The 18,654-nt window shown below is 73.3% G+C and carries 17 protein-coding genes; 11 read left to right on the top strand and 6 right to left on the bottom strand.

The window, feature by feature from the left end:
• Positions 1-136: 136 nt before the first annotated feature.
• From ACTMS2_RS00165 to ACTMS2_RS00150, 4 genes are all read left to right on the top strand, one after another.
• Entirely contained in the window at positions 137-1,051 is a 915-nt protein-coding gene (locus tag ACTMS2_RS00165) for an RNA polymerase sigma-70 factor (protein ID WP_441173478.1), read from the top strand.
• A 188-nt stretch (positions 1,052-1,239) separates the two neighbouring features.
• Positions 1,240-1,722: a hypothetical protein gene (locus ACTMS2_RS00160; protein WP_441173477.1), complete on the top strand. Its 483-nt coding sequence runs from the start codon at positions 1,240-1,242 to the stop codon at positions 1,720-1,722.
• Between the two features lie 75 nt (positions 1,723-1,797).
• Positions 1,798-2,814, top strand: coding sequence for an ion channel (locus ACTMS2_RS00155; RefSeq protein ID WP_441173476.1), 1,017 nt, complete (start codon positions 1,798-1,800; stop codon positions 2,812-2,814).
• Positions 2,815-3,169: 355 nt separating this feature from the next.
• Positions 3,170-4,399: a low temperature requirement protein A gene (locus ACTMS2_RS00150; protein WP_441173475.1), complete on the top strand. Its 1,230-nt coding sequence runs from the start codon at positions 3,170-3,172 to the stop codon at positions 4,397-4,399.
• 208 nt (positions 4,400-4,607) lie between these two features.
• On the opposite strand, the gene ACTMS2_RS00145 is transcribed toward ACTMS2_RS00150, so the two are convergent.
• Positions 4,608-6,287 (bottom strand): DNA repair helicase XPB, encoded by a 1,680-nt coding sequence (locus ACTMS2_RS00145; RefSeq protein ID WP_441173474.1) that lies wholly within the window; start codon positions 6,285-6,287, stop codon positions 4,608-4,610.
• Between the two features lie 175 nt (positions 6,288-6,462).
• On the opposite strand from ACTMS2_RS00145, the gene ACTMS2_RS00140 reads away from it, so the two are divergent.
• Positions 6,463-7,356, top strand: coding sequence for a L,D-transpeptidase family protein (locus tag ACTMS2_RS00140; RefSeq protein ID WP_441173473.1), 894 nt, complete (start codon positions 6,463-6,465; stop codon positions 7,354-7,356).
• A gap of 129 nt (positions 7,357-7,485) precedes the next feature.
• Positions 7,486-7,734: a hypothetical protein gene (locus ACTMS2_RS00135; protein WP_363892796.1), complete on the top strand. Its 249-nt coding sequence runs from the start codon at positions 7,486-7,488 to the stop codon at positions 7,732-7,734.
• 10 nt (positions 7,735-7,744) lie between these two features.
• Here ACTMS2_RS00135 and ACTMS2_RS00130 read toward each other — a convergent pair whose 3' ends face one another.
• Positions 7,745-10,225, bottom strand: coding sequence for a helicase-associated domain-containing protein (locus tag ACTMS2_RS00130; protein WP_441173472.1), 2,481 nt, complete (start codon positions 10,223-10,225; stop codon positions 7,745-7,747).
• An 85-nt stretch (positions 10,226-10,310) separates the two neighbouring features.
• On the opposite strand from ACTMS2_RS00130, the gene ACTMS2_RS00125 reads away from it, so the two are divergent.
• Entirely contained in the window at positions 10,311-10,934 is a 624-nt protein-coding gene (locus tag ACTMS2_RS00125) for an HAD family hydrolase (RefSeq protein WP_441173471.1), read from the top strand.
• A gap of 34 nt (positions 10,935-10,968) precedes the next feature.
• Complete coding sequence (locus ACTMS2_RS00120; protein WP_101413859.1) at positions 10,969-11,355, top strand: cold-shock protein; 387 nt, start codon at positions 10,969-10,971, stop codon at positions 11,353-11,355.
• Here ACTMS2_RS00120 and ACTMS2_RS00115 read toward each other — a convergent pair.
• The gene (locus ACTMS2_RS00115; RefSeq protein ID WP_441173470.1) at positions 11,316-12,176 is read right to left on the bottom strand and encodes a 1,4-dihydroxy-6-naphthoate synthase; all 861 of its coding nucleotides are present in this window, start codon (positions 12,174-12,176) and stop codon (positions 11,316-11,318) included. The genes ACTMS2_RS00120 and ACTMS2_RS00115 overlap by 40 nt on opposite strands.
• Before the next feature lie 466 nt (positions 12,177-12,642).
• On the opposite strand from ACTMS2_RS00115, the gene ACTMS2_RS00110 reads away from it, so the two are divergent.
• The gene (locus ACTMS2_RS00110) at positions 12,643-13,491 is read left to right on the top strand and encodes a GNAT family N-acetyltransferase (protein WP_441174051.1); all 849 of its coding nucleotides are present in this window, start codon (positions 12,643-12,645) and stop codon (positions 13,489-13,491) included.
• Positions 13,492-13,497: 6 nt separating this feature from the next.
• On the opposite strand, the gene ACTMS2_RS00105 is transcribed toward ACTMS2_RS00110, so the two are convergent.
• Together ACTMS2_RS00105 and ACTMS2_RS00100 are read right to left on the bottom strand one after the other, a co-directional pair.
• Positions 13,498-14,148 (bottom strand): futalosine hydrolase, encoded by a 651-nt coding sequence (locus tag ACTMS2_RS00105; RefSeq protein WP_441173469.1) that lies wholly within the window; start codon positions 14,146-14,148, stop codon positions 13,498-13,500.
• Positions 14,145-15,851, bottom strand: a complete 1,707-nt coding sequence (locus ACTMS2_RS00100; protein ID WP_441173468.1) for an MFS transporter — start codon at positions 15,849-15,851, stop codon at positions 14,145-14,147. Before ACTMS2_RS00100 ends, ACTMS2_RS00105 begins: the two co-directional genes overlap by 4 nt.
• 87 nt (positions 15,852-15,938) lie before the next feature.
• On the opposite strand from ACTMS2_RS00100, the gene ACTMS2_RS00095 reads away from it, so the two are divergent.
• Positions 15,939-16,778 carry a DUF3027 domain-containing protein gene (locus ACTMS2_RS00095; RefSeq protein ID WP_357716498.1) on the top strand — a complete coding sequence of 280 codons (840 nt, stop codon included), beginning with the start codon at positions 15,939-15,941 and terminating at the stop codon, positions 16,776-16,778.
• Between the two features lie 45 nt (positions 16,779-16,823).
• On the opposite strand, the gene ACTMS2_RS00090 is transcribed toward ACTMS2_RS00095, so the two are convergent.
• The gene (locus ACTMS2_RS00090) at positions 16,824-17,072 is read right to left on the bottom strand and encodes a DUF2530 domain-containing protein (RefSeq protein WP_089002323.1); all 249 of its coding nucleotides are present in this window, start codon (positions 17,070-17,072) and stop codon (positions 16,824-16,826) included.
• An 87-nt stretch (positions 17,073-17,159) separates the two neighbouring features.
• Here ACTMS2_RS00090 and ACTMS2_RS00085 point away from each other — a divergent pair, with 87 nt between their 5' ends.
• Positions 17,160-18,638 carry an NCS2 family permease gene (locus ACTMS2_RS00085; RefSeq protein WP_441173467.1) on the top strand — a complete coding sequence of 493 codons (1,479 nt, stop codon included), beginning with the start codon at positions 17,160-17,162 and terminating at the stop codon, positions 18,636-18,638.
• Positions 18,639-18,654: the final 16 nt, after the last annotated feature.

The raw sequence follows: 18,654 nt of genomic DNA, 5'->3' as shown, positions 1-18,654 counted from the left end.
ACGAACACGAGATGCCGGCGTGCAGCGCCGTGTGACGGCGCGGCCGGGGTGACGACTGCCACAGCCGGAGGTGTCACAGCACGGCCGGGTCCGGCATCTGATGGGTGACGCAGTCGCGAGGGAACAGGAGCCACCCATGGTGGGTACGCCGCAGACCGCCGCCGACGATCGCCCGGACCCGGCCACCGAGGCGTTCCTCGCCCACCGCAACCTGCTGTTCACCGTCGCGTACGAGATGCTCGGCTCGGCCGCCGACGCGGAGGACGTCCTGCAGGAGACCTGGCTGCGGTGGGCGGGCGTCGACCTGGGCACGGTCCGGGACCGGCGCGCGTACCTGGTCCGGATCACCACCCGCCAGGCACTCGTCCGACTGCGTACGCTCAGCCGCCGCAGGGAGTCCTACGTTGGCCCCTGGCTGCCCGAGCCGCTGCTCACCGCTCCGGACGTCGCCGAGGACGTCGCGCTGGCCGACAGCGTCTCGATGGCGATGCTGCTGGTGCTGGAGACGCTGGCACCGACCGAACGGGCGGTGTTCGTGCTGCGCGAGGTGTTCGACCTCGGGTACGACGAGATCGCCGAAGCCGTCGACAAGAATCCCGCCGCTGTCCGTCAGATCGCCCACCGGGCACGGGCACACGTCGCGGCGCGCCGGCCCCGCCGGGTCGTTTCCGCCGCCGAGACCCGGTACGCGCTCGACGCGTTCCAGCGGGCGGTCGAGACCGGCGACCTGCAGGGCCTGCTCGACATCCTCGCGCCGGACGTGGTCCTGCTCGGTGACGGTGGCGGCGTCAAGCAGGCAGTCCCGCGGCCCATCCTCGGAGCCGACAAGGTGGCCCGCCTGCTGGCCGGCGGGTGGGGCAGGGTCGCGGGCAGCACGTCGTGGCGGCCGGCACAGGTCAACGGCCACCCGGCGCTGATCGTCCAACTCGGGGGCGAGATGGACACGGTCCTGGCCGTGCGCATCGACGGCGGCCTCATCACCGGGATCTACGCCGTACGCAATCCCGAGAAGCTGTCCCATATGGAGAGGGAGATCGTCCTGAGCCGGTGAGTCGGTACCGGCAGGGGCGGGTGACGTCGCTACGCCGCTCGGGCCACCGGTCGCGGTCGGGGATCGTCAGCGCCACGGGGGTCACGGCGGACGCCGCGCAGGCCGGGGCGTGATGGTCGGCCGGAGAAGCTCCCGTTCGTGCAGTCATGGACGCGATTCGCCCCCGGTCCAGCTTGTTATCGTGCCCCGTGCGTCCTTCCCTCTGGCTGTTCGCCGGTGGCGCGTTGGGTCTTGCGCAATCAGCAAGCGGAGCCCGCATCGTCCTTCGTGACGCGCTTGACGCGGAGGCGATGTACGGCGGCGGAATGGATGTCGTCCTGCTGCTGATGCTGGTGGTCACCTCGATGACAGGCGCGGCCGTTCTGTTCGCCGCCGGTGGGCTGCTGGTTCGTCATCGGGTCAGGCCCGGCCGCGCCCTGCTTCATCTGTGGACCGGTCCGATCCTCGTCCGGTCGGCATATGGCGGCTTTCTCGTGAGCGTCCCGAACGACGGTGGCCCGTTTCCGGCCTGGGCTGTCGTGACGGAGGTCGTCGCCGGTCTCGCTCTGGTTCTGACGGTGATCGCAGCAACGTGGTTGCTGTTGTGCGGTCCAGCCGCACGCGGCGACTCCACGGCCTGCCGGCCTGGCCACGGCCCCGGTCCGAGTTGCGCAGGCACGTGGAAGGCCTGAGGTTGGAGCGGTTGGCCTGAGCGAATGCGGCGACCTGGGGTCGGGCGGGCGCTAGTTGTGGTGGGGGGCGGAGCGGTGAGTGTGTTGTCGGTACTGGTCGGCGTCCTGGTGGTGGGAATCGTCCTCGTGGACGTGGCGCTGACGACCCTGTCGCTGGCGGGCGGGGCGGGGCCGGTCACCCGGCGCGTGTCGCAGGGGATGTGGTGGCTGACCCGCCGGCTTGCCGGTCGTGGCCTTCGACGGCACCGACTGCTGCGCTGGGCCGGCACCAGCGTGCTGATGGGTACCTTCGGGGCCTGGGTCGCCGGGCTCTGGCTCGGCTGGTTCCTGGTCTTCAGCGCCGTCCCGGACGCGGTGCTCGACCAGTTCGGCCGCCCCGCCGACGGCTGGTCCAGGTTCTACTTCACCGGGTTCTCGATCTTCACGCTCGGCGTCGGCGACTACACCCCGGGAACCACAGGTTCCCAGCTCGCAACGACCGGCGCCGTGCTGACCGGTCTGTTCCTGATCACCCTGGGCATCACATACCTCATGCAGGTGGTGTCCGCCGTGGTCGACAAGCGCACGATCGCCGGTCACATCGCCGCCCTGGGCGCCGACCCGGTCGACATCGTCCGTCGTGGCTGGGCCGACGGGGAGTTCTCCCCCATGTTCACCCAGCACCTCACCAGCCTGACCCCGGAACTCGTCCGGCTGGGTGAACGGCATCTGGCGTTTCCCGTGCTGCACTTCTTCCATGCCGACAGCTGCGGGAAGTCCGCTTCGGCGGCGGTGACCGTGCTCGACGGGGCGCTGCTGCTGTTGCGCGGCGGTGTCGATCCCCGCCACCGGCCGGACGCCGGCGCGGTGGAGCCGTTGAACCGGGCACTGCACCAACTCGTACGCACGCTCGACGGCCCCTTCATCGTCGCCGCCGACGATCCGGTGGTGGCGCCGGGGCTGAAGGACCTGACCCGGGCCGACATCCCGGTCACCGAGGAGCAGGCGTACGCGCAGGCGGTCGAGGGGTGCCGGACGCACCGCTGCCGGTTGCAGGGCTGGTGCGCGTCGGACGGCTGGGACGAGGCCGACCTGCGGCTCACGCTCGACTGACGGCACCGGGCGGACAGGCGGGAGTCGTCGCCGTGCCCCCGGGGCGACCCGGTGCGGCAGGTGTATGCGAAAGCTCGGCGGGTATGTCGCCGGGCCGGCCGGCAGGGGAAAGCGTGCCCGCCGGAGCCTTCGGAATGCCCCGTACGTCACGACGGGCGAGTGCCCCGGGGGCGGCTCGTCGTTGTCGAGGTCGACCTGAGGGAGACGTCGTGGGCCAGCGGCTGCCTGCCGCCCCGCACGGAGACGCCGGCCCGGCCCTGAGCCCGCCGGGTCACCCGTCCGGGTCGCCAGCGCTGTCCGTGATCGGTGCGGCGTGGCGGACGACGGCACGGCCGCGGGCAGATCGCCGCGCACGATGACGAGCGCGGAACGCGGGAACGGCGGCCCGGAGACCGGAAACCTGCTGCGGGGGCCGGGGCAGTCCCGGCAGGCCAACTTCCTGGAGTTGTTCTTCGATCTGGTGCTGGTCTTCGCCCTGAAAGGTGTCGTCGACCGGGTGACACCGGACCTGCTCAGCGATGCCCTCGTGATCCGCTGGGCGTCGCTGCTCTACGCCCTCGTGCTGGCGTTGCCACTGCTGTGGCTGTGGACCACGACCGCGCACATCACCAGCCGCTTCAATCCGCGCCACCAGGGGATCCAGGTGATGGTGCTGGTCAGCGCCTTCGGTCTGCTGCTCATGACGACGTCGCTACAGGATGCGTTCATCGGTCGTGGTCTGGTCTTCGCCCTGCCCTACGTCCTGCTCCAGATCGGTCGACCGCTGATCCTGGCGGCGCTGGTGCGCGGACGCGTCCCACTCCAGGTTCTCTACCTTCGGATGGCGGCGTGGTCCTGCGTCTCGGGCGTGCTGTGGGTGGTCGGGGGGATCGCGCAGGACGAGGGCCGGGTCCTGCTGTGGTCGTTGGCCATCACCCTCGACTTCCTCGGCGCCCGGGTCGGATGGCTCGTTCCCCGCATCAGGCACCGGTCGATCAGTGCCTGGGCCATGCACGGCGGCCACCACCTGGCCGAGCGTTACCAGCAGCTCCTGTTGATCGCGCTGGGGGAGAGCGTGCTGTCGGTGGGGAGCACCTACACGGTTCGGCCCGCCGGCGTCGCCAACACGTTGGGGCTCGTGGTGGCCTTCATCACCACGATCCTGCTCTGGCGGATCTACTTCTACCGCTCCGGGCAGGTCCTCGCCGAGGCGGTCACCATGGCGAGGAACCGGGAGGGCCTCGGCCGACGGACCGGTGCCGCCCACATGGTCATGGTCATCGGGATCCTCACGGTCGCCATCGGCCACGAGGTCGTGCAGGAACGGCCCGACGCCAGGCAGCTCCCTGTCTGGCTGATGACGATCCTCGGTGGCCCGGCGCTCTTCCTCCTCGGGCGGATCCGACTGGAACGTATCGTGTTCGATCGCGTCTCCACCCGCAGGATCGTCGGCATCGTATTGCTGCTGGCGCTCTCGCTGCCACTGGTGTTCACCACACCGCTGGCCGCCGCGGCCACCGCCTCCCTCGTCCTGCTGGGCATCGCGATCGCCGACGCACGTCGGGCGGCGAAAGGACCCGAGGAGATGCCGACCCCGCCGGGATGAGCCGCTCGCGGGCCGGAGCCGCCGCTCGGCCCCTGAGGTCCCGTTCCCGCCGGGCGGGCCGCCGAGCACGGACTTGTCTGCTACGACCCGCAGTCGGAGCACCTCCGGCCAGCGCGCGACGACCGGGTCCGGCTGGAGGCACCCACGGCTGAGTCGTCTACGACATCAGGTCTACAGCGAGCGTGAGGGACATCGGGAACGCCCGAGCTCAGTCGACCGTGGGGAGCCTCGGGCCGAGCACGTCGTCCGCGTCCACGATCGTGTACGCGTACCCCTGCTCGGCGAGGAAGCGCTGCCGGTGGGCCGCGTACTCGGTGTCGATGGTGTCCCGGGAGACGACGGTGTAGAAGTGCGCCTGGCGGCCGTCGGCCTTGGGCCGCAGCACCCGGCCCAGCCGCTGCGCCTCCTCCTGCCGTGACCCGAAGGTGCCCGACACCTGGATCGCCACGGCCGCCTCGGGCAGGTCGATGGAGAAGTTGCCGACCTTCGAGATGACCAGCGTCCGCACCTCGCCGGAGCGGAACGCGTCGAAGAGCCGCTCCCGCTCCTTGTTGGTGGTCGAGCCCTGCACGATCGGCGCGTCCAGGTACTCGCCGAGCTGGTGCAACTGGTCGATGTAGCCGCCGATCACCAGCACCTGCTCGTCCGGGTGCCGGTCCACCAGCGCCTTCACCACGGGCAGCTTCGTGCGGGCGGTCGCCGCCATCCGGTAGCGCTCCTCGGCCTCCGCCGTCGCGTACGACATGCGCTCCGCGTCGGTGAGGGTCACGCGTACCTCGGTGCACTGGGCCGGGGCGATCCAGCCCTGCTGCTCGATGTCCTTCCAGGGCGCGTCGTACCGCTTCGGGCCGATCAGGCTGAACACGTCGCCCTCGCGGCCGTCCTCGCGTACCAGAGTCGCCGTGAGGCCCAGCCGGCGGCGGGCCTGGAGGTCCGCGGTGAAGCGGAAGATCGGCGCGGGCAGCAGGTGCACCTCGTCGTAGACGACCAGGCCCCAGTCGCGGGCCCCGAACAGGTCCAGGTGGGTGAACGCGCCCTTCTTGCGCGAGGTGAGCACCTGGTACGTGGCGATGGTGACCGGGCGGATCTCCTTGCGCTCGCCCGAGTACTCGCCGATCTCCTCCTCGGTCAGCGACGTGCGCGCGATCAGCTCGCGCTTCCACTGCCGGCCGGCGACCGTGTTCGTGACGAGGATCAGCGTGGTCGCCTTCGCCTCGGCCATCGCCGCCGCCCCGACCAGCGTCTTGCCGGCGCCGCACGGCAGCACCACGACGCCCGACCCGCCGGCCCAGAACGCCTCCACGGCCTCCCGCTGGTACGACCGCAGCGTCCACGGCTTGCCGCCGTCCTTGCCGGCCTCGGCCAGCTCGATGGGGTGCGCCTCGCCGTCGACGTAGCCGGCCAGGTCCTCCGCCGGCCAGCCCAGCTTGAGCAGTGCCTGCTTGAGCCGGCCGCGCTCCGACGGGTGCACGGCGATCGTGTCGTCGTCGAGCTTCGCGCCGAGCATCCCGGCGAGCTTCTTGCTCTTCGCGACCTCGATCAGCACCAGCCGGTCCAGCGCCCGCAGCACGAGACCGTGCGCCGGGTCGTTGGCGAGTTGGAGGCGGCCGTACCGGTCCATCGTCTCCGCCACGTCGACCAGCAGCGCGTGCGGCACCGGGTAGCGCGAGTACTTGATCAGGGAGTCGACCACGCCCTCGGCGTCGTGGCCGGCGGCGCGCGCGTTCCACAGCCCGAGCGGGGTCAGCCGGTAGGTGTGCACGTGCTCGGGGGAGCGCTCCAGCTCGGCGAAGGGCGCGATGGCCATCCGGCACGCCTGCGCGTCGGGGTGGTCGATCTCCAGCAGCAGGGTCTTGTCCGACTGCACGATCAGGGGTCCACCGCTCACGCCAGTGCCTCTCCTCCGCCTCGGGTCGCCGGCTGTCCGGGAGGCGACTGACCCGCCCAGGCCGACCCACCAGTGTTGCACGCACCCGGGTGACGGCAGAAAAATCTGCTCACCTGGAGCAACCGGAGCGGCATTCGCAACGTCTAGCAAAGGGGACACCTGTCAGGGAGGCAGCATGAAACACGTCCGGATCAGCAGCCGGCTCGTCGCCCTGGCAGTGGTCACGCTGGTCGGTGCCGGTGCGTGCACGTTCGATCCGCAGGCCGACGGCGGCGGGGGCGGGGGACCCGTCGCGGCCGGGGCTGCGGAGCGGGTAACGGGGGCGAGCGGTGCGCCCGGGCCGGACCAGCGGGCGCAACCCAGCAAGGCGCCGCCGAAGCCCAAGGTCAAGCCGACGCGGGGCACGCCGGCACCGACGCGCCCCACGGTGAAGCCGACGCGCCCCGCGACGAAGCCCACCGGGGCACCGTCCGTCGCCGGCTGCCCGCAGGGCGAGCACCAGCGCGCGGTGGAGGCGTACCTCGCCCGGCTGGGCGGGTTCGGGCGGGTGACCGTCGACGGCCGCCAGTCCGCCGCCGACTGCGCGGCCATCAAGAAGTTCCAGAAGCGGTACGACATCCGCCCCGCCCACGGCCGCGCCGGGCCCACGACCCACGACGTGGCGAAGCGGCTCGCCACCACCGACACGGCGCGCTGCCGGGCCGGCTCGGGCACCACCTTCTGCATCGACCTGACCAGGCAGACCACCTGGGTCATGCGCAACGGCAAGGTGCTCGTCAAGCCGACCGTCACCCGCACCGGCATGCCCGGCTACCGCACCCCGGCCGGCACGTTCACGATCAACTACCGCAACGTCAAGGAGTGGTCCGACCCGTACGAGGTGTGGCTGCCGTACTGGCAGCACTTCACCCGGGGCATGGGCTTCCACCAGACCACCACCTACCTGCACGAGAAGTCGATCGGCTCGCACGGCTGCGTCAACCTGCTCCCCGGCGACGCCGTCCGCTTCTGGGAGTTGGGCAAGGTGGGCAGCAAGGTCGTGCTGGTCGGGCGGCGCCCCGGCACCTGAGCCGCCCAGCCACCCGCGCCCCTCCGAGGCATCGCACAACTCGTCCGATCCGGGTTTTATCCCCTGTCACTCGCGACACGGCGGTGTCACGCTGGACGTCAGGCGTCGAACCGGACGGGGAGGCTGGAGATGACGGTCGACCGAGAAGTGATCACGGAGCACAGTCCCGCGCACGACCGGTCGCCCGTCGAGGAGGTCTCCACCGCCACCGTGGTCGCGTACGCGGTGGCGGCGGTGGTGCTCGTCGGCTGGTTCCTCTTCGGCTGGCTGGTCCTCGAACAGGGCTTCATCGACTCGGTCGGCGAGTCGGCCGGCGCCGGGTTCACGTTGCTGCTGATCGTCTCCGTCGTCGGCACGGTACGTCGCAGCCGCCGCTGACCCGACCCGCTCAGTCCTCCAGCACCGCCGCCGTGATCCGGTGCAGGGCGAAGGTGTGCAGCATCTCCGTACGGTCGTCCTCGGCGCGCAGGTAGCCCGCGCCCATGGAGACCGGCCGGACGAGCCGGGACGCGGTCGCCCCGTGCGCGTCGACGTACCCCACCCAGACCAGCGCCCGGTCCCGGACCGCCTGCTGGAGCACGGCGATCGCGTCGCTGTGGGAGGGTACCGGCGCCGGACCGGTGCGCCCCACCCCGCCCCGGACCACGGCCGGCGCCCGCCGCGCGGCCCGCGCCGCCGCGTCGCCGCGCCGGATCTGCTCCACCACGCCCAGCAGGCGGGGCATCGCCAGCTTCGGTGCGGTCAGCGGGTCGAGCGTCCTGGTCGTCACCGGCACCCGGGCCGGGGCCCGCCGGGTCTTCGGTCGGGCCAGCACCGCGGCCCCGCTCGCGTCCTCCGGCACCGGGGCGTACCCGGCGTCGCGCAGCGCCATCAGCATCCGGCCCACCTGGTACGGCGTCGACAGCACCGTCGGCGCCAGCCGGCGCAGCGCCAGCGGCTCCAACCGCCGGTCGGCGAGCACCTCCGTCAGCAGCGCCTCGTCGTCGCTGCGCACGTACCCCCCGGCGGAGCCGACCCGCAGCCCGCCGTGCTTGCGGGCCACGTCGTCCACCAGGTACGTCAGCCCCTGCGGGACGGGGGTGCGGGACCGCCGCCGGAACAGGGCGTGCAGGTCGTCGGCCGAGTAGCCGGCGTCCAGGGCCCGGCGCACGCTCGCCGGGGTGACCCGGTGCACGCTCGCGCCACCGGCCGACTCGTGCTCCGCCACCACCTCCAGTTCGGCGGCGAGCGCCGGATCGGGCGGGCCGGGCACCACGACCGTCAGGTCAGCCTGCACGAGGAAGTGGTCGACCGGGGCGGGCAGCAGCGCGTCCAGCGCGCGTACGGCGTTGGACGCGTCGCCGCTCTCGGCGTCCGAGCGCAGCCCGAGTGGGTCGTCGCCGCCCCGCTCGTCGGCCGCCGTCACGTCGGCGAGCAGCAGCCGCCCGTACGAGGTGAGCGCCCCCAGCCCCGTCACGCCCAGCGTGGCCGCCTCGGCCAGCACCTCCCGGTGCGCGGCCTCGCGCCCCCGGCTGCGCCGTGGCGCCCGCCAGTCGAGCAGGGCCAGCACCTCCTCGGAGGTGGGCCCGGTGGCCGGTTCCAGGTCGGCGAGGACCTCCAGCACGGCCCGTCGGGCGGCCGGCGCGCCGGCCCGTTCCGCCTCGGCGGAGAGCACCGTGATCGGGCGGTCCCGGTCGTCGCGTTGCCCCACCAGCCCGGCCTGCCGGGTCATGGTCAGCCAGGCCCGGGCGAGCTGCTCCCAGCGCTGCGCGAGCGTCCCGGCCCGCCACACCTCGTACCCGGCGGTGGGCAGGACCTGCTGGTCGGCGCCGTGCCGGGTGGTGGTGGCCCCGGGCAGGTCGACCTCGCCGACGAGCCCGCCCGCGTACGCCGTCTCCAGCAGCAGGGCCGCCGCCGGCTCGTCCAACCCGACGGCCTTGGCGAGTCGGCGCAGGTCACGGACGCCCAGGCCGCCCGAGCGCAGCACCGGAGCCGGTTCGGCGGCGAGCTGCTCCAGCAGCGCCTCGGTGTGGCGTACCACCTCCATGGTCTGCCCGGCCCCGGCGGAGTCGGCGGCCTTCGGCTCGCGCGGCGCCGTGGCCACCGGCGGTGGGCTGCTGCGCAGCGGGCCGAGCGGGCCGCTGTCGCGGCGCAGCAGCAGGCCCACCTCGCGGGGCAGCTCGACGGTGCCCGTGACGCCTGCCCGGCCGCCGGAGACCGGCACCAGCAGGTGGTGGTCGACGAGCCAGCGCACCGGCGAGCCGGTGGGCGCGCCGCCGTTGGTCGGGTCCGGCGGCAGGTCGTCCTCCGCGCCGAGCGCGGGCGCCTGCAACGCGCCCGCCGGCACGGTGCCGACCGGCGGTCCGGCGGCCAGCCGGTCCAGGATCGCCCGGGCCGAGGGCGGCGCGGCCAGCAGCGTCCGCCGCAGCTTCGCCGGGTCCGCGCAGAGCGCCGCCGCCCGCGCGTCCAGCTCCGTCGCCGGTCGCCCCAGCCCCGCCGGGTACGGGGAGACCTCGTCGACGCTCGCCACCACGCGCAGGGCGTTCTCGGGGCCGTACAGCACAAAGAGCGCGCGCAGCCGGTTCACGGCGGCGCGGACGGTGGTGGGGGCGGGCGGCTGCGGCCCGGCGGTCGCCATGGCGAGGATCGCGTCGGTGGAGGTGGTCTGCTCGGCCGCGTCCCGGGTCAGCCGGGCGGCGTCCAGCATCAGCAGGGTGAACTGGTCCAGCGCGTCGAGGGCGCGGGCCACCGAGACCCGGGACTGGGCCCGGGTGGCGAGCGCGGAGACGTCGGCCGGCACGGGTACGACGAGGTCCGGCCGCAGCTGGAGGAGGGCGGCGAGCGACTCGTCGGGCAGCGACCGCAGGTGATCGGCGAGTGAGGTGGTCATCGTCGTTCCACGCTAGCCCGGCAGGTGGTCCTCGCGCCCCTCGGACGTCCGGCTGACCCGGGGACGGGCGGGTACGTTCTCCCGCATGGCAGCGCTCACGGTCGGCTTCGACCTCGACATGACCCTCGTCGACTCGCGTCCCGGCATCGCCGACACCTTCCGGGCGCTGACCGCCCGCACGGGGGTGCACGTGGACGTCGAGGCCGTCGTGTCGCGGCTCGGCCCGCCGCTGCGTACCGAGATCGCCCGCTGGTTCCCGCCGGAGCAGGTCGACGAGGCCGTCCGGACGTACCGCGAGCTCTACCCGGCGTACGCCATCACGCCCACCGTCCCGCTCCCCGGCGCCGTCGCCGCGCTCGACGCCGTACGCGACAGCGGAGGTCGCGCGCTGGTGGTGACCGCCAAGCACGGCCGCCTGGCCCGGCTGCACCTCGACCACCTCGGGCTGGTGGTCGACGAGGTGGCCGGCGACCTGTTCGCGGAGGGGAAGGCGACCGCGCTGCGGCAGCACGGCGCGACCCACTACGTCGGCGACCACGTGGCCGACATGGTGGCCGCGTTGGCGGCGGGCGTACCCGGGATCGCGGTCGCCACCGGTCCGTGCACCCCCGACGAGCTGCGCGCGGCCGGGGCGGCGGTGGTGCTGGATGATCTCACCGGATTCCCGGCGGCGCTCGACGGGATGATCCGGCTAGCCTTGGAGCGGTAGACGTCTCAAGCTCAAGCGAAGCAGGGGTTCTCAGGTGCCGACGGGTCGAGTGAAGTGGTTTGACGCGGCCAAGGGATACGGGTTCGTCACCAGCGACGAAGGTGGCGACGTGTTCCTGCCCAAGGGCGCGCTACCGACGGGTGTCACCGACCTCAAGGGCGGTCAGCGGGTCGACTTCAGCGTGGTGGACAGCCGCCGGGGCGCGCAGGCGATGGGGGTCAAGCTGCTCGACGCCCCGCCGTCGATGGCGGAGCTGCGTCGCCGGCCGGCCGAGGAGCTGCACGGCCTCGTCGAGGACATGATCAAGGTGCTGGAGGCGAAGGTCCAGCCGGACCTGCGCCGGGGTCGCTTCCCCGACCGCAAGACGGCGCAGAAGATCGCTCAGCTGGTCCACGCGGTCGCCAACGAGCTGGAGGTCTGAGGCACCAGCCCGGCGTCGGCGGCCCGGCCGAGCAACGCCCGGACGGCGGCGAACCCCGCGTCCCCCAGGTCGGCGGTGAACTCGTTCACGTAGAGCCCGATGTGCCGGTCCACCACGTCGGGCTCCATCTCCTGGGCGTGCGCCAGCACGTACTCCCGGCTGGCGGCGGGATCGGCCCAGGCCCGGCGCACCGACTCGCGGATCCACCCGGCTGCGGCCTCCGGGTCGACCGCGCCGCGCCGGGCCAGGATGGCCCCGAGGGGGATGGGCAGGCCGGTGTCGGCCTCCCACCACTCGCCGAGGTCGACCAGGGCGGTCAGGCCGTGCCGCGGGTAGGTGAACCGGGCCTCGTGGATGACCAGCCCGGCGTCGTACCGGCCGGCCGCGACACCCGGCATGATCTCGTGGAACGGCACGACCTCGATCCGCGCGGGGGGCCGCTCGGCAGCCCAGAGCCGGAAGAGCAGGTACGCCGTGGTCCGGTCGCCCGGCACCGCCACCGTGGCACCACTCAGGTCGGCGCGGTCGGAGCCGTCGGGCTGGCCGGGGTCGCGGTCGCCGCGGGTCAGCACCAGCGGACCGCAGCCACGGCCGAGCGCACCCCCGCAGGGCAGCAGGTGGTAGTCGTCCAGCAGCCACGGCAGCGCCGCGTAGCTCACCTTGACCAGGTCGAACGCCCCCCGCTCGGCAGCCGTGTTGGTCACGTCCACGTCGGCGTACGTGACGTCGACCGGCGGGGCGCCGGGCACGAGGCCGTGCACCAGGGCGTGGAAGACGAACGTGTCGTTGGGGCAGGGGGAGACAGCCAGCGAGAGCGCCACGCCCTCACCGTATCCCCGCCCTGTGCGAGCGCCCGACCGCGCCAGCGCCGGTGTGACCCGGATCCGCTTCGCCGCGCCCACCTGGCGTCTTCCGCGCTGCCGGCCGGACCCTGCCTGACGCGTCCTTTCGAGCTGATGTCGTAGACGATTCAGCTTTGCTCGCGTCCGCCGCCGCCCCTCCCGGCCCGCTTCCTCATCGCCGCTGCGGTCACGGCTCTCCTCCCTGCCAGGGCTGGGCACCTGGGACGCGCCGCGCGCGCAGCGGTGCCTGATGTCGTAAACGATTCAGCTCGACAGCGTCGCGAAGGAGTCCTGTCCTCGTCCTTGAGCGGCTGTTCCGATGGGTGGACGGTCCGGTGCCGTGTGTCGACCCCTTGGCGCCAACGTTGTCCACAGGCTTATCCACAGGCTGCGGACGGTTGTTGAGGACGCCGCGTCGCGCCGGGAGCATGTTGTCGGGGCAGAGCTGACAGATGCCGTCGACCTTGGTGCGGCCCTGCGGGCGCTACGACGCCGAGCGGACCTGAGCCAGCGGGAACTGGCCGAACGGTCGGGGGTGCCCCAGGCGACCCTGGCCCGGATCGAATCGGGCCGGGCTGCCGACCCACGGTTCCGCACGGTGGAACGGCTCCTCCGAGCCGCCGGCGGGGAGGTGGCAGTCGGCGTACGCGACACCGCCGCGACCGGCGACCGGGCGCTGCCGCCAGTCCCGCACGAGGCGCTGCGAGACGGAGCAGGGCGTCGGTATCCGGCTCACCTCGACGTCTGGGAGGTCAAGGAGCCGAAGGACTGGCCGGGTGCCTGGTGGGCGAACTGGTACAACCTGCCCCCGGCGCGCTGGCCGCTACCGCTGCCACCGGCCACGTACGAGCGGAATCGTCGCCACCGGGACCGACGCCGACGTGCCGAGGGGATCCAGCGGACGGTACGGCTGCGACGTGTGACCGGCGGCGGCCTACCGGCGACGTCGTGGCGGTTCGTGGCGGAACTGCCGGGCGGGGAGCTGGTGGGTGAGCTGCGGGCCCACGAGCGCAGCCCGCACCTGATCGACGGCGACGATCCGGGCGAGGAGCGGGAGGTCGTGCTCGACGGCGTTCTCGTCGCCGAGGGCTGTCGACGGCTCGGCATCGGGCGCCGGTTGGTCGGGTTGCTGGCCGACGAGATGGATCGCTCCGGCATCCGCACCGCCCACGCGATCGCCGAGGACGCCGGCGTCGATCTGCTGCTCGCCTGCGGATACCAGTTCAAGACGAGCCGGCCGTGGGCCCTGCGCCTCGACCGTCGGCCCGCGGCTGCGAACCGGCCCTCGGCGTAGGCGGGTTCAGGTCAGGGCCGCGGCGGCGGTGGTGAGGGCGGCGAGCGCCTCGCGCATGCGCCAGGCGTCGCGGTCGCGGGGACCGACGGGGTTGGAGACGGTGCGCAGCTCGGCGAACGGGACGCCGGCCTGCGCGGCGGCGACGGCCACGCCGTACCCCTCCATGGCCTCGGCGACGGCGTCGGGGTGACGCCGGCGCAGGGCGTCCGTGCTGGCGGCGGTGCCGGTCACCGTGCTGACGGTGAGCACCGCGCCCACCGTCGCCGTCGGCAGCCCGGCCCGCAGGGCGGCCAGCAGCCCCGGGTCGGCGGCGAGCGCGAGGCCGCCACCGAGCCACTCCGGCGGCATGCCCAGCTCGTCCACCGGGAGGAAGCCCGCCGGCGACTCGGCGCCCAGGTCGGCGGCGACGGACACCGAGCCCAGCACCGTCGCGCCGACGTCCGCCCGGCCGGCGAAGCCGCCCGCCACGCCCGCGCTCACCACACCGCGGTACGGGCGCCCGGCCGCCTCGGCGAGCGCCAGCAGCCGGGCGGTGGTGGCGGCGGCGACGGCGGGCCCGACCCCCACCGGCAGTACCGCCGTCGACGGGTCCGGAAGGCCCGCGCGGACCGCCTCGGCCTCGGTGGGCACCGCCGTGACGATCAGCAGGCCCGTCACGGCAGTGGCCCCTGCGGCTCCCGGCGGGTCTCGTCGTCCGTCCCGCCCGTCCCGGCGACGGCGGAGGACGGCCGGTAGATGTGGTATCCGGGCGGGGCCAGGGACGGGTCGTCCAGCGGCCGGCCGCCCTGCGCCGGGGCGGGCGAGACGGGCGCGACCCCGGTCTCGGGACCGGCCTCCGCCTCGGGGCGCGCGCCGGCGCCGCTGCCCGTGCCGGTCGCGTCTGCCGTGCCGGTGTGCGCGCCGGCCGTGTCGCGCGCGCCGTTCCCGCCGCTGCCGTCGTCCCCGCCCGCGTCGTCGGTTAGTTCGTCGTCGGCGAGCGGGCGGCCGGCCAGCCGCTCGGCACGCAGGCGGCCCGCCACCACCACGCCGCGCACGGCGGCCAGCGTGCCGACCCCGGCGGCGACGGCGATGCCGATCCGGCCGTCGAAGGGTACGAGCCCCAGCCCGCCCCCGGCGACGAACGCGAGCATCAGCACGGTCTCGGAGTGGGCGAACGAGCTGGCCCGCAGCCGTTCCGGGATGCGCTCCTGGATCGAGGCGTCCACGGCGAGCTTGGCGATGCCGCTGACCAGCGCGGCCACCAGGCAGAGCAGGGCGACCATCGGCAGCGAGAACATCAGCGCCGCGAGGACCGCCACCCCGCCCACGATGATCATGCCGCTGGACTGGATCGCGACGGGCCGGTGGATGCGCAGCCGGGTGCCGATCGCGGTGGCGAGGAAGGTGCCCACGGCCAGCGCCGCACCGACGAGGCCCAGCGCCCCCTCGTCGCCCAGGTCGCGCCCGAAGACGACGGTGGTCAGGTCACCGGCCTTGATCGCGAAGGCGAGGAAGAGCAGCAGGAAGCCGTACAGGCCGCGCAGCGTCGCGGCGCCGATCAGGGTGGCGATCACGAGCCGGCCGGCCGGCCGCCCCCGGCCCAGCGGGCGGTCGCCGCTGCGTCGGCCGAGCGCCCGCAGCGGTCGGGGCACCCGCTCCGGCGGCTCGGAGTCGGCCCTCGGCGGCAGCCGCAGGGAGATCACCATGCCGACCAGGAAGATGATCGAGGCGACCCGGAGCGGCCACTGCGGCCCGAACCAGAAGGCGGCCAGCCCGATCGGGGCGACCAGGGCGCCGGCCACCGTGCCGTAGACGCTGGCCCGGGCGCCCACCTGGGACAGGCCCAGCCCTTCGGGCAGCAGGCGCGGGACCGCCGCCGAGCGGGCCACCCCGTACGCCCGGGAGAGCGCCAGCACGCCGAAGGCCGCCGGATAGAGGCCGAAGCCGTGGATGTAGTCGGAGATCAGCCAGGCCAGGAAGGCCCGGCCGAGCATGGTGGCGGCCAGCGCGTACCGGCGGCCGTGGCGGAAGTGGTCGAGCAGCGGGCCGACCACCGGGGCGAGCATGGCGAACGGCACCATGGTCACCAGCAGGTAGAGCGCGACCTTGCTGCGTGCCTCGCCGAGCGGGACGTTGAAGAAGATCGTCCCGGCGAGGCCGATGGCGATCAGCGTGTCGCCGGCGCAGGAGAGCGCGTGCAGGTCGAAGAGGCGGACCATGCCGACCTCGCCCCCGGCGCCCCGGGCGCGCGCCCGGCCCGCCCGGCGGGTCATCCAGCGCCCACCGCTGACCGAGCCCCGGAACAGCAGGCGGACGGCCTTGATGCCGGTGCCGACGGTCCGCCCGAGTACGGACCGCCCGGAGCGGGAGAACAGCGGCATGCCCACCATCCTCACCCATCCGGTCCGTCCGTGCCGCACCACTGTCCCAGAACGTCATCGGCGGGTGCCTGTCGGTCTGCCGTACGCATGGGGAACAATGGTCTGGTGACCAGGCCCGCCTCCGCCCGTGCCGCTCGTCTCGACCAGGTCTGTGCCGCCGCCGTCGAGGTGGCGCGTGACGCCATCACCGAGGTCGACGCCTCGGACGTCGGCGACCACCTGCAGGCTGTCGCGGAGGGTGACCGGCTCGTCACGCACTACTTCGAGTGCCGGCTCGCCGGCTACCGGGGCTGGCGCTGGGCGGTCACCGTCACCCGGGTGCCGCGCAGCCGCAACGTCACGGTCTGCGAGACCGTGCTGCTGCCCGGCACGGACGCGATGCTCGCCCCCGGCTGGCTGCCGTGGCAGGAGCGGCTCAAGCCGGGCGACCTCGGCCCCGGCGACCTGCTGCCCACCCCGGCCGACGACGACCGGCTCCAGCCCGGCTACCTGCTCTCCGACGACCCGGCGGTCGAGGAGACCGCATGGGAGCTCGGCCTCGGCCGGGCCCGGGTGCTCTCCCGCGAGGGGCGCAGCGAGGCCGCCCAGCGCTGGTACGACGGCGACCACGGTCCGTCCGCCGCGATCTCGGCCGCCGCCCCCGCCGCCGCCCGCTGCGGCACCTGCGGCTTCTACCTGCCGCTCGCCGGCGCCCTGCGGCAGGCATTCGGGGCCTGCGGCAACTTCTACGCCCCCGACGACGGTCGGGTGGTCAGCGCCGACCACGGCTGCGGGGCGCACTCGGAGACCCTGATCGAGGCCGCCGAGACCCCGGTCGAGGAGATGCCGACGGTCTACGACGACAGCGCGGTCGAGCCCGTGGCGGTCAGCCGGGCACCGGGCTCCGTCGAGGCGGCCGAGCCGGCGGAGCCGTACGGGCACCCCTGACGCGACCGGCCGCGGGCCGGCCCGGCGGATCGGTGTCGTCGCAGGTCAGCGCCCTGCGCGCCGGCGGCGCCGGTTGGCGTCGTGCCGCATCATCACGGCGAGACCGGGGAAGCCCCACAGAAAACCGGCCAGGCAGGTCCACAGCCAGTCCTGGTGATCGTGCGCGGTCAGCCAGTCGCGGAAGAAGACCAGCAGCACCAGCCCGGCGAGCGCCCAGGCGGCCATCCCCGCGAGGGCGAACGGCACCATCGGCGGGTCGAGCGGCTCGGGCCGCGGTGGCTGCTCCTTCGGCACGCGGCAAGCGTACGCGATCAACTTTTCCTGCTGGCCGGTGATCTGCGACGATGCGCGCGACAACGGAAGATCACCTGCGAGGACCTGATGTCAGTAGCGCCGCCCGAGAACGGCACACCACCCGATCCAGCGCACCCGCGTAACGGTTTCGACCGGTACTTCGAGATCTCCGCCCGTGGCTCGACGATGAGCCGCGAGGTACGCGGTGGCCTGGCGACCTTCTTCACGATGGCGTACATCGTGGTGCTCAACCCGCTCATCATCGGTGGTGCCGTCGACGGCGACGGCAAGAAGCTCTCCATCGCCGCCCTCGCCGCGGCAACCGCCCTGGTCGCCGGCCTGATGACCATCCTGATGGGCGTGGTCGGCCGGTTCCCGCTGGCGCTCGCCGCGGGTCTCGGCGTCAACGCGCTGGTCGCGTACGAGATCGCCCCGGAGATGACCTGGGCGGACGCGATGGGCCTCGTGGTGATCGAGGGTGTGATCATCGCGGTGCTGGTGCTGACCGGCCTGCGTACGGCGGTGTTCCGCTCGGTGCCGACGCAGATGAAGACGGCGATCGGCGTCGGCATCGGCCTCTTCCTGACCATCATCGGCCTGGTCGACGCCGGTTTCGTGCGCCGGGTGCCGGACGTGCAGAACAGCACCGTCCCGGTGAGCCTGGGCATCGGCGGCAAGCTCGCCAGCTGGCCGCTGCTGGTCTTCGTGGTGGGTCTGCTGCTGACCATCGTGCTGCTGGTGCGCCGCGTCAGGGGCGCGATCCTGATCGGCATCCTCGGCTCCACCGTGCTGGCGATCATCGTCGAGGCGGTGGCGAACATCGGGCCGTCCTTCGTCGACGGCAAGCCCAACCCGAAGGGCTGGGCGCTGAACGTCCCGGAGCTGCCGAAGACCTGGATTGACGTGCCGGACCTGTCGCTGCTCGGCAACTTCAACGTGTTCGACTCGTGGGGCCGCGCCGGCTGGGTCGTCGTGCTGATGTTCGTGTTCACCCTGCTGATCACGGACTTCTTCGACACGATGGGCACGATGGTCGCGGTCGGCCAGGAGGGGAACATGCTCGACGAGCGGGGCACCCCGCCGCGGGCGAAGGAGATCCTGCTGGTCGACTCGATCGCGGCGGCGGCCGGCGGTGCGGCGAGCACGTCCAGCAACACGTCGTACATCGAGAGCGCGGCCGGTGTGGCGGAGGGCGCCCGTACGGGCGTCGCCAACCTGGTCACCGGCGGGTTGTTCCTGCTGGCGATGTTCCTGGCGCCGCTGGTCGTGGTGGTGCCGTTCGAGGCGGCGTCCACGGCGCTGGTGGTGGTCGGCTTCCTGATGATGACCGCGGTCCGGACGATCGACTGGTCGGACTACGAGATCGCGATCCCGGCGTTCCTGACGATCGTGCTGATGCCCTTCACGTACTCGATCTCGAACGGCATCGGGGCCGGCCTGATCTCGTACGTGGTGGTGAAGCTCGCCCGGGGCAAGGCGCGGGAGATCCACCCGCTGCTGTACGGGGTGGCCGCCCTCTTCGTGCTCTACTTCCTGCGCGGGCCGATCGAGTCCCTGGTGCTCTGATCCTCGACACGCCACA

Origin of the sequence: Micromonospora sp. SD12 (assembly GCF_052068495.1) — a bacterium.
In the GTDB taxonomy this organism is placed as follows: Bacteria; Actinomycetota; Actinomycetes; order Mycobacteriales; family Micromonosporaceae; genus Micromonospora; species Micromonospora echinofusca.
This window is presented reverse-complemented; position numbering and strand designations above follow the sequence as displayed.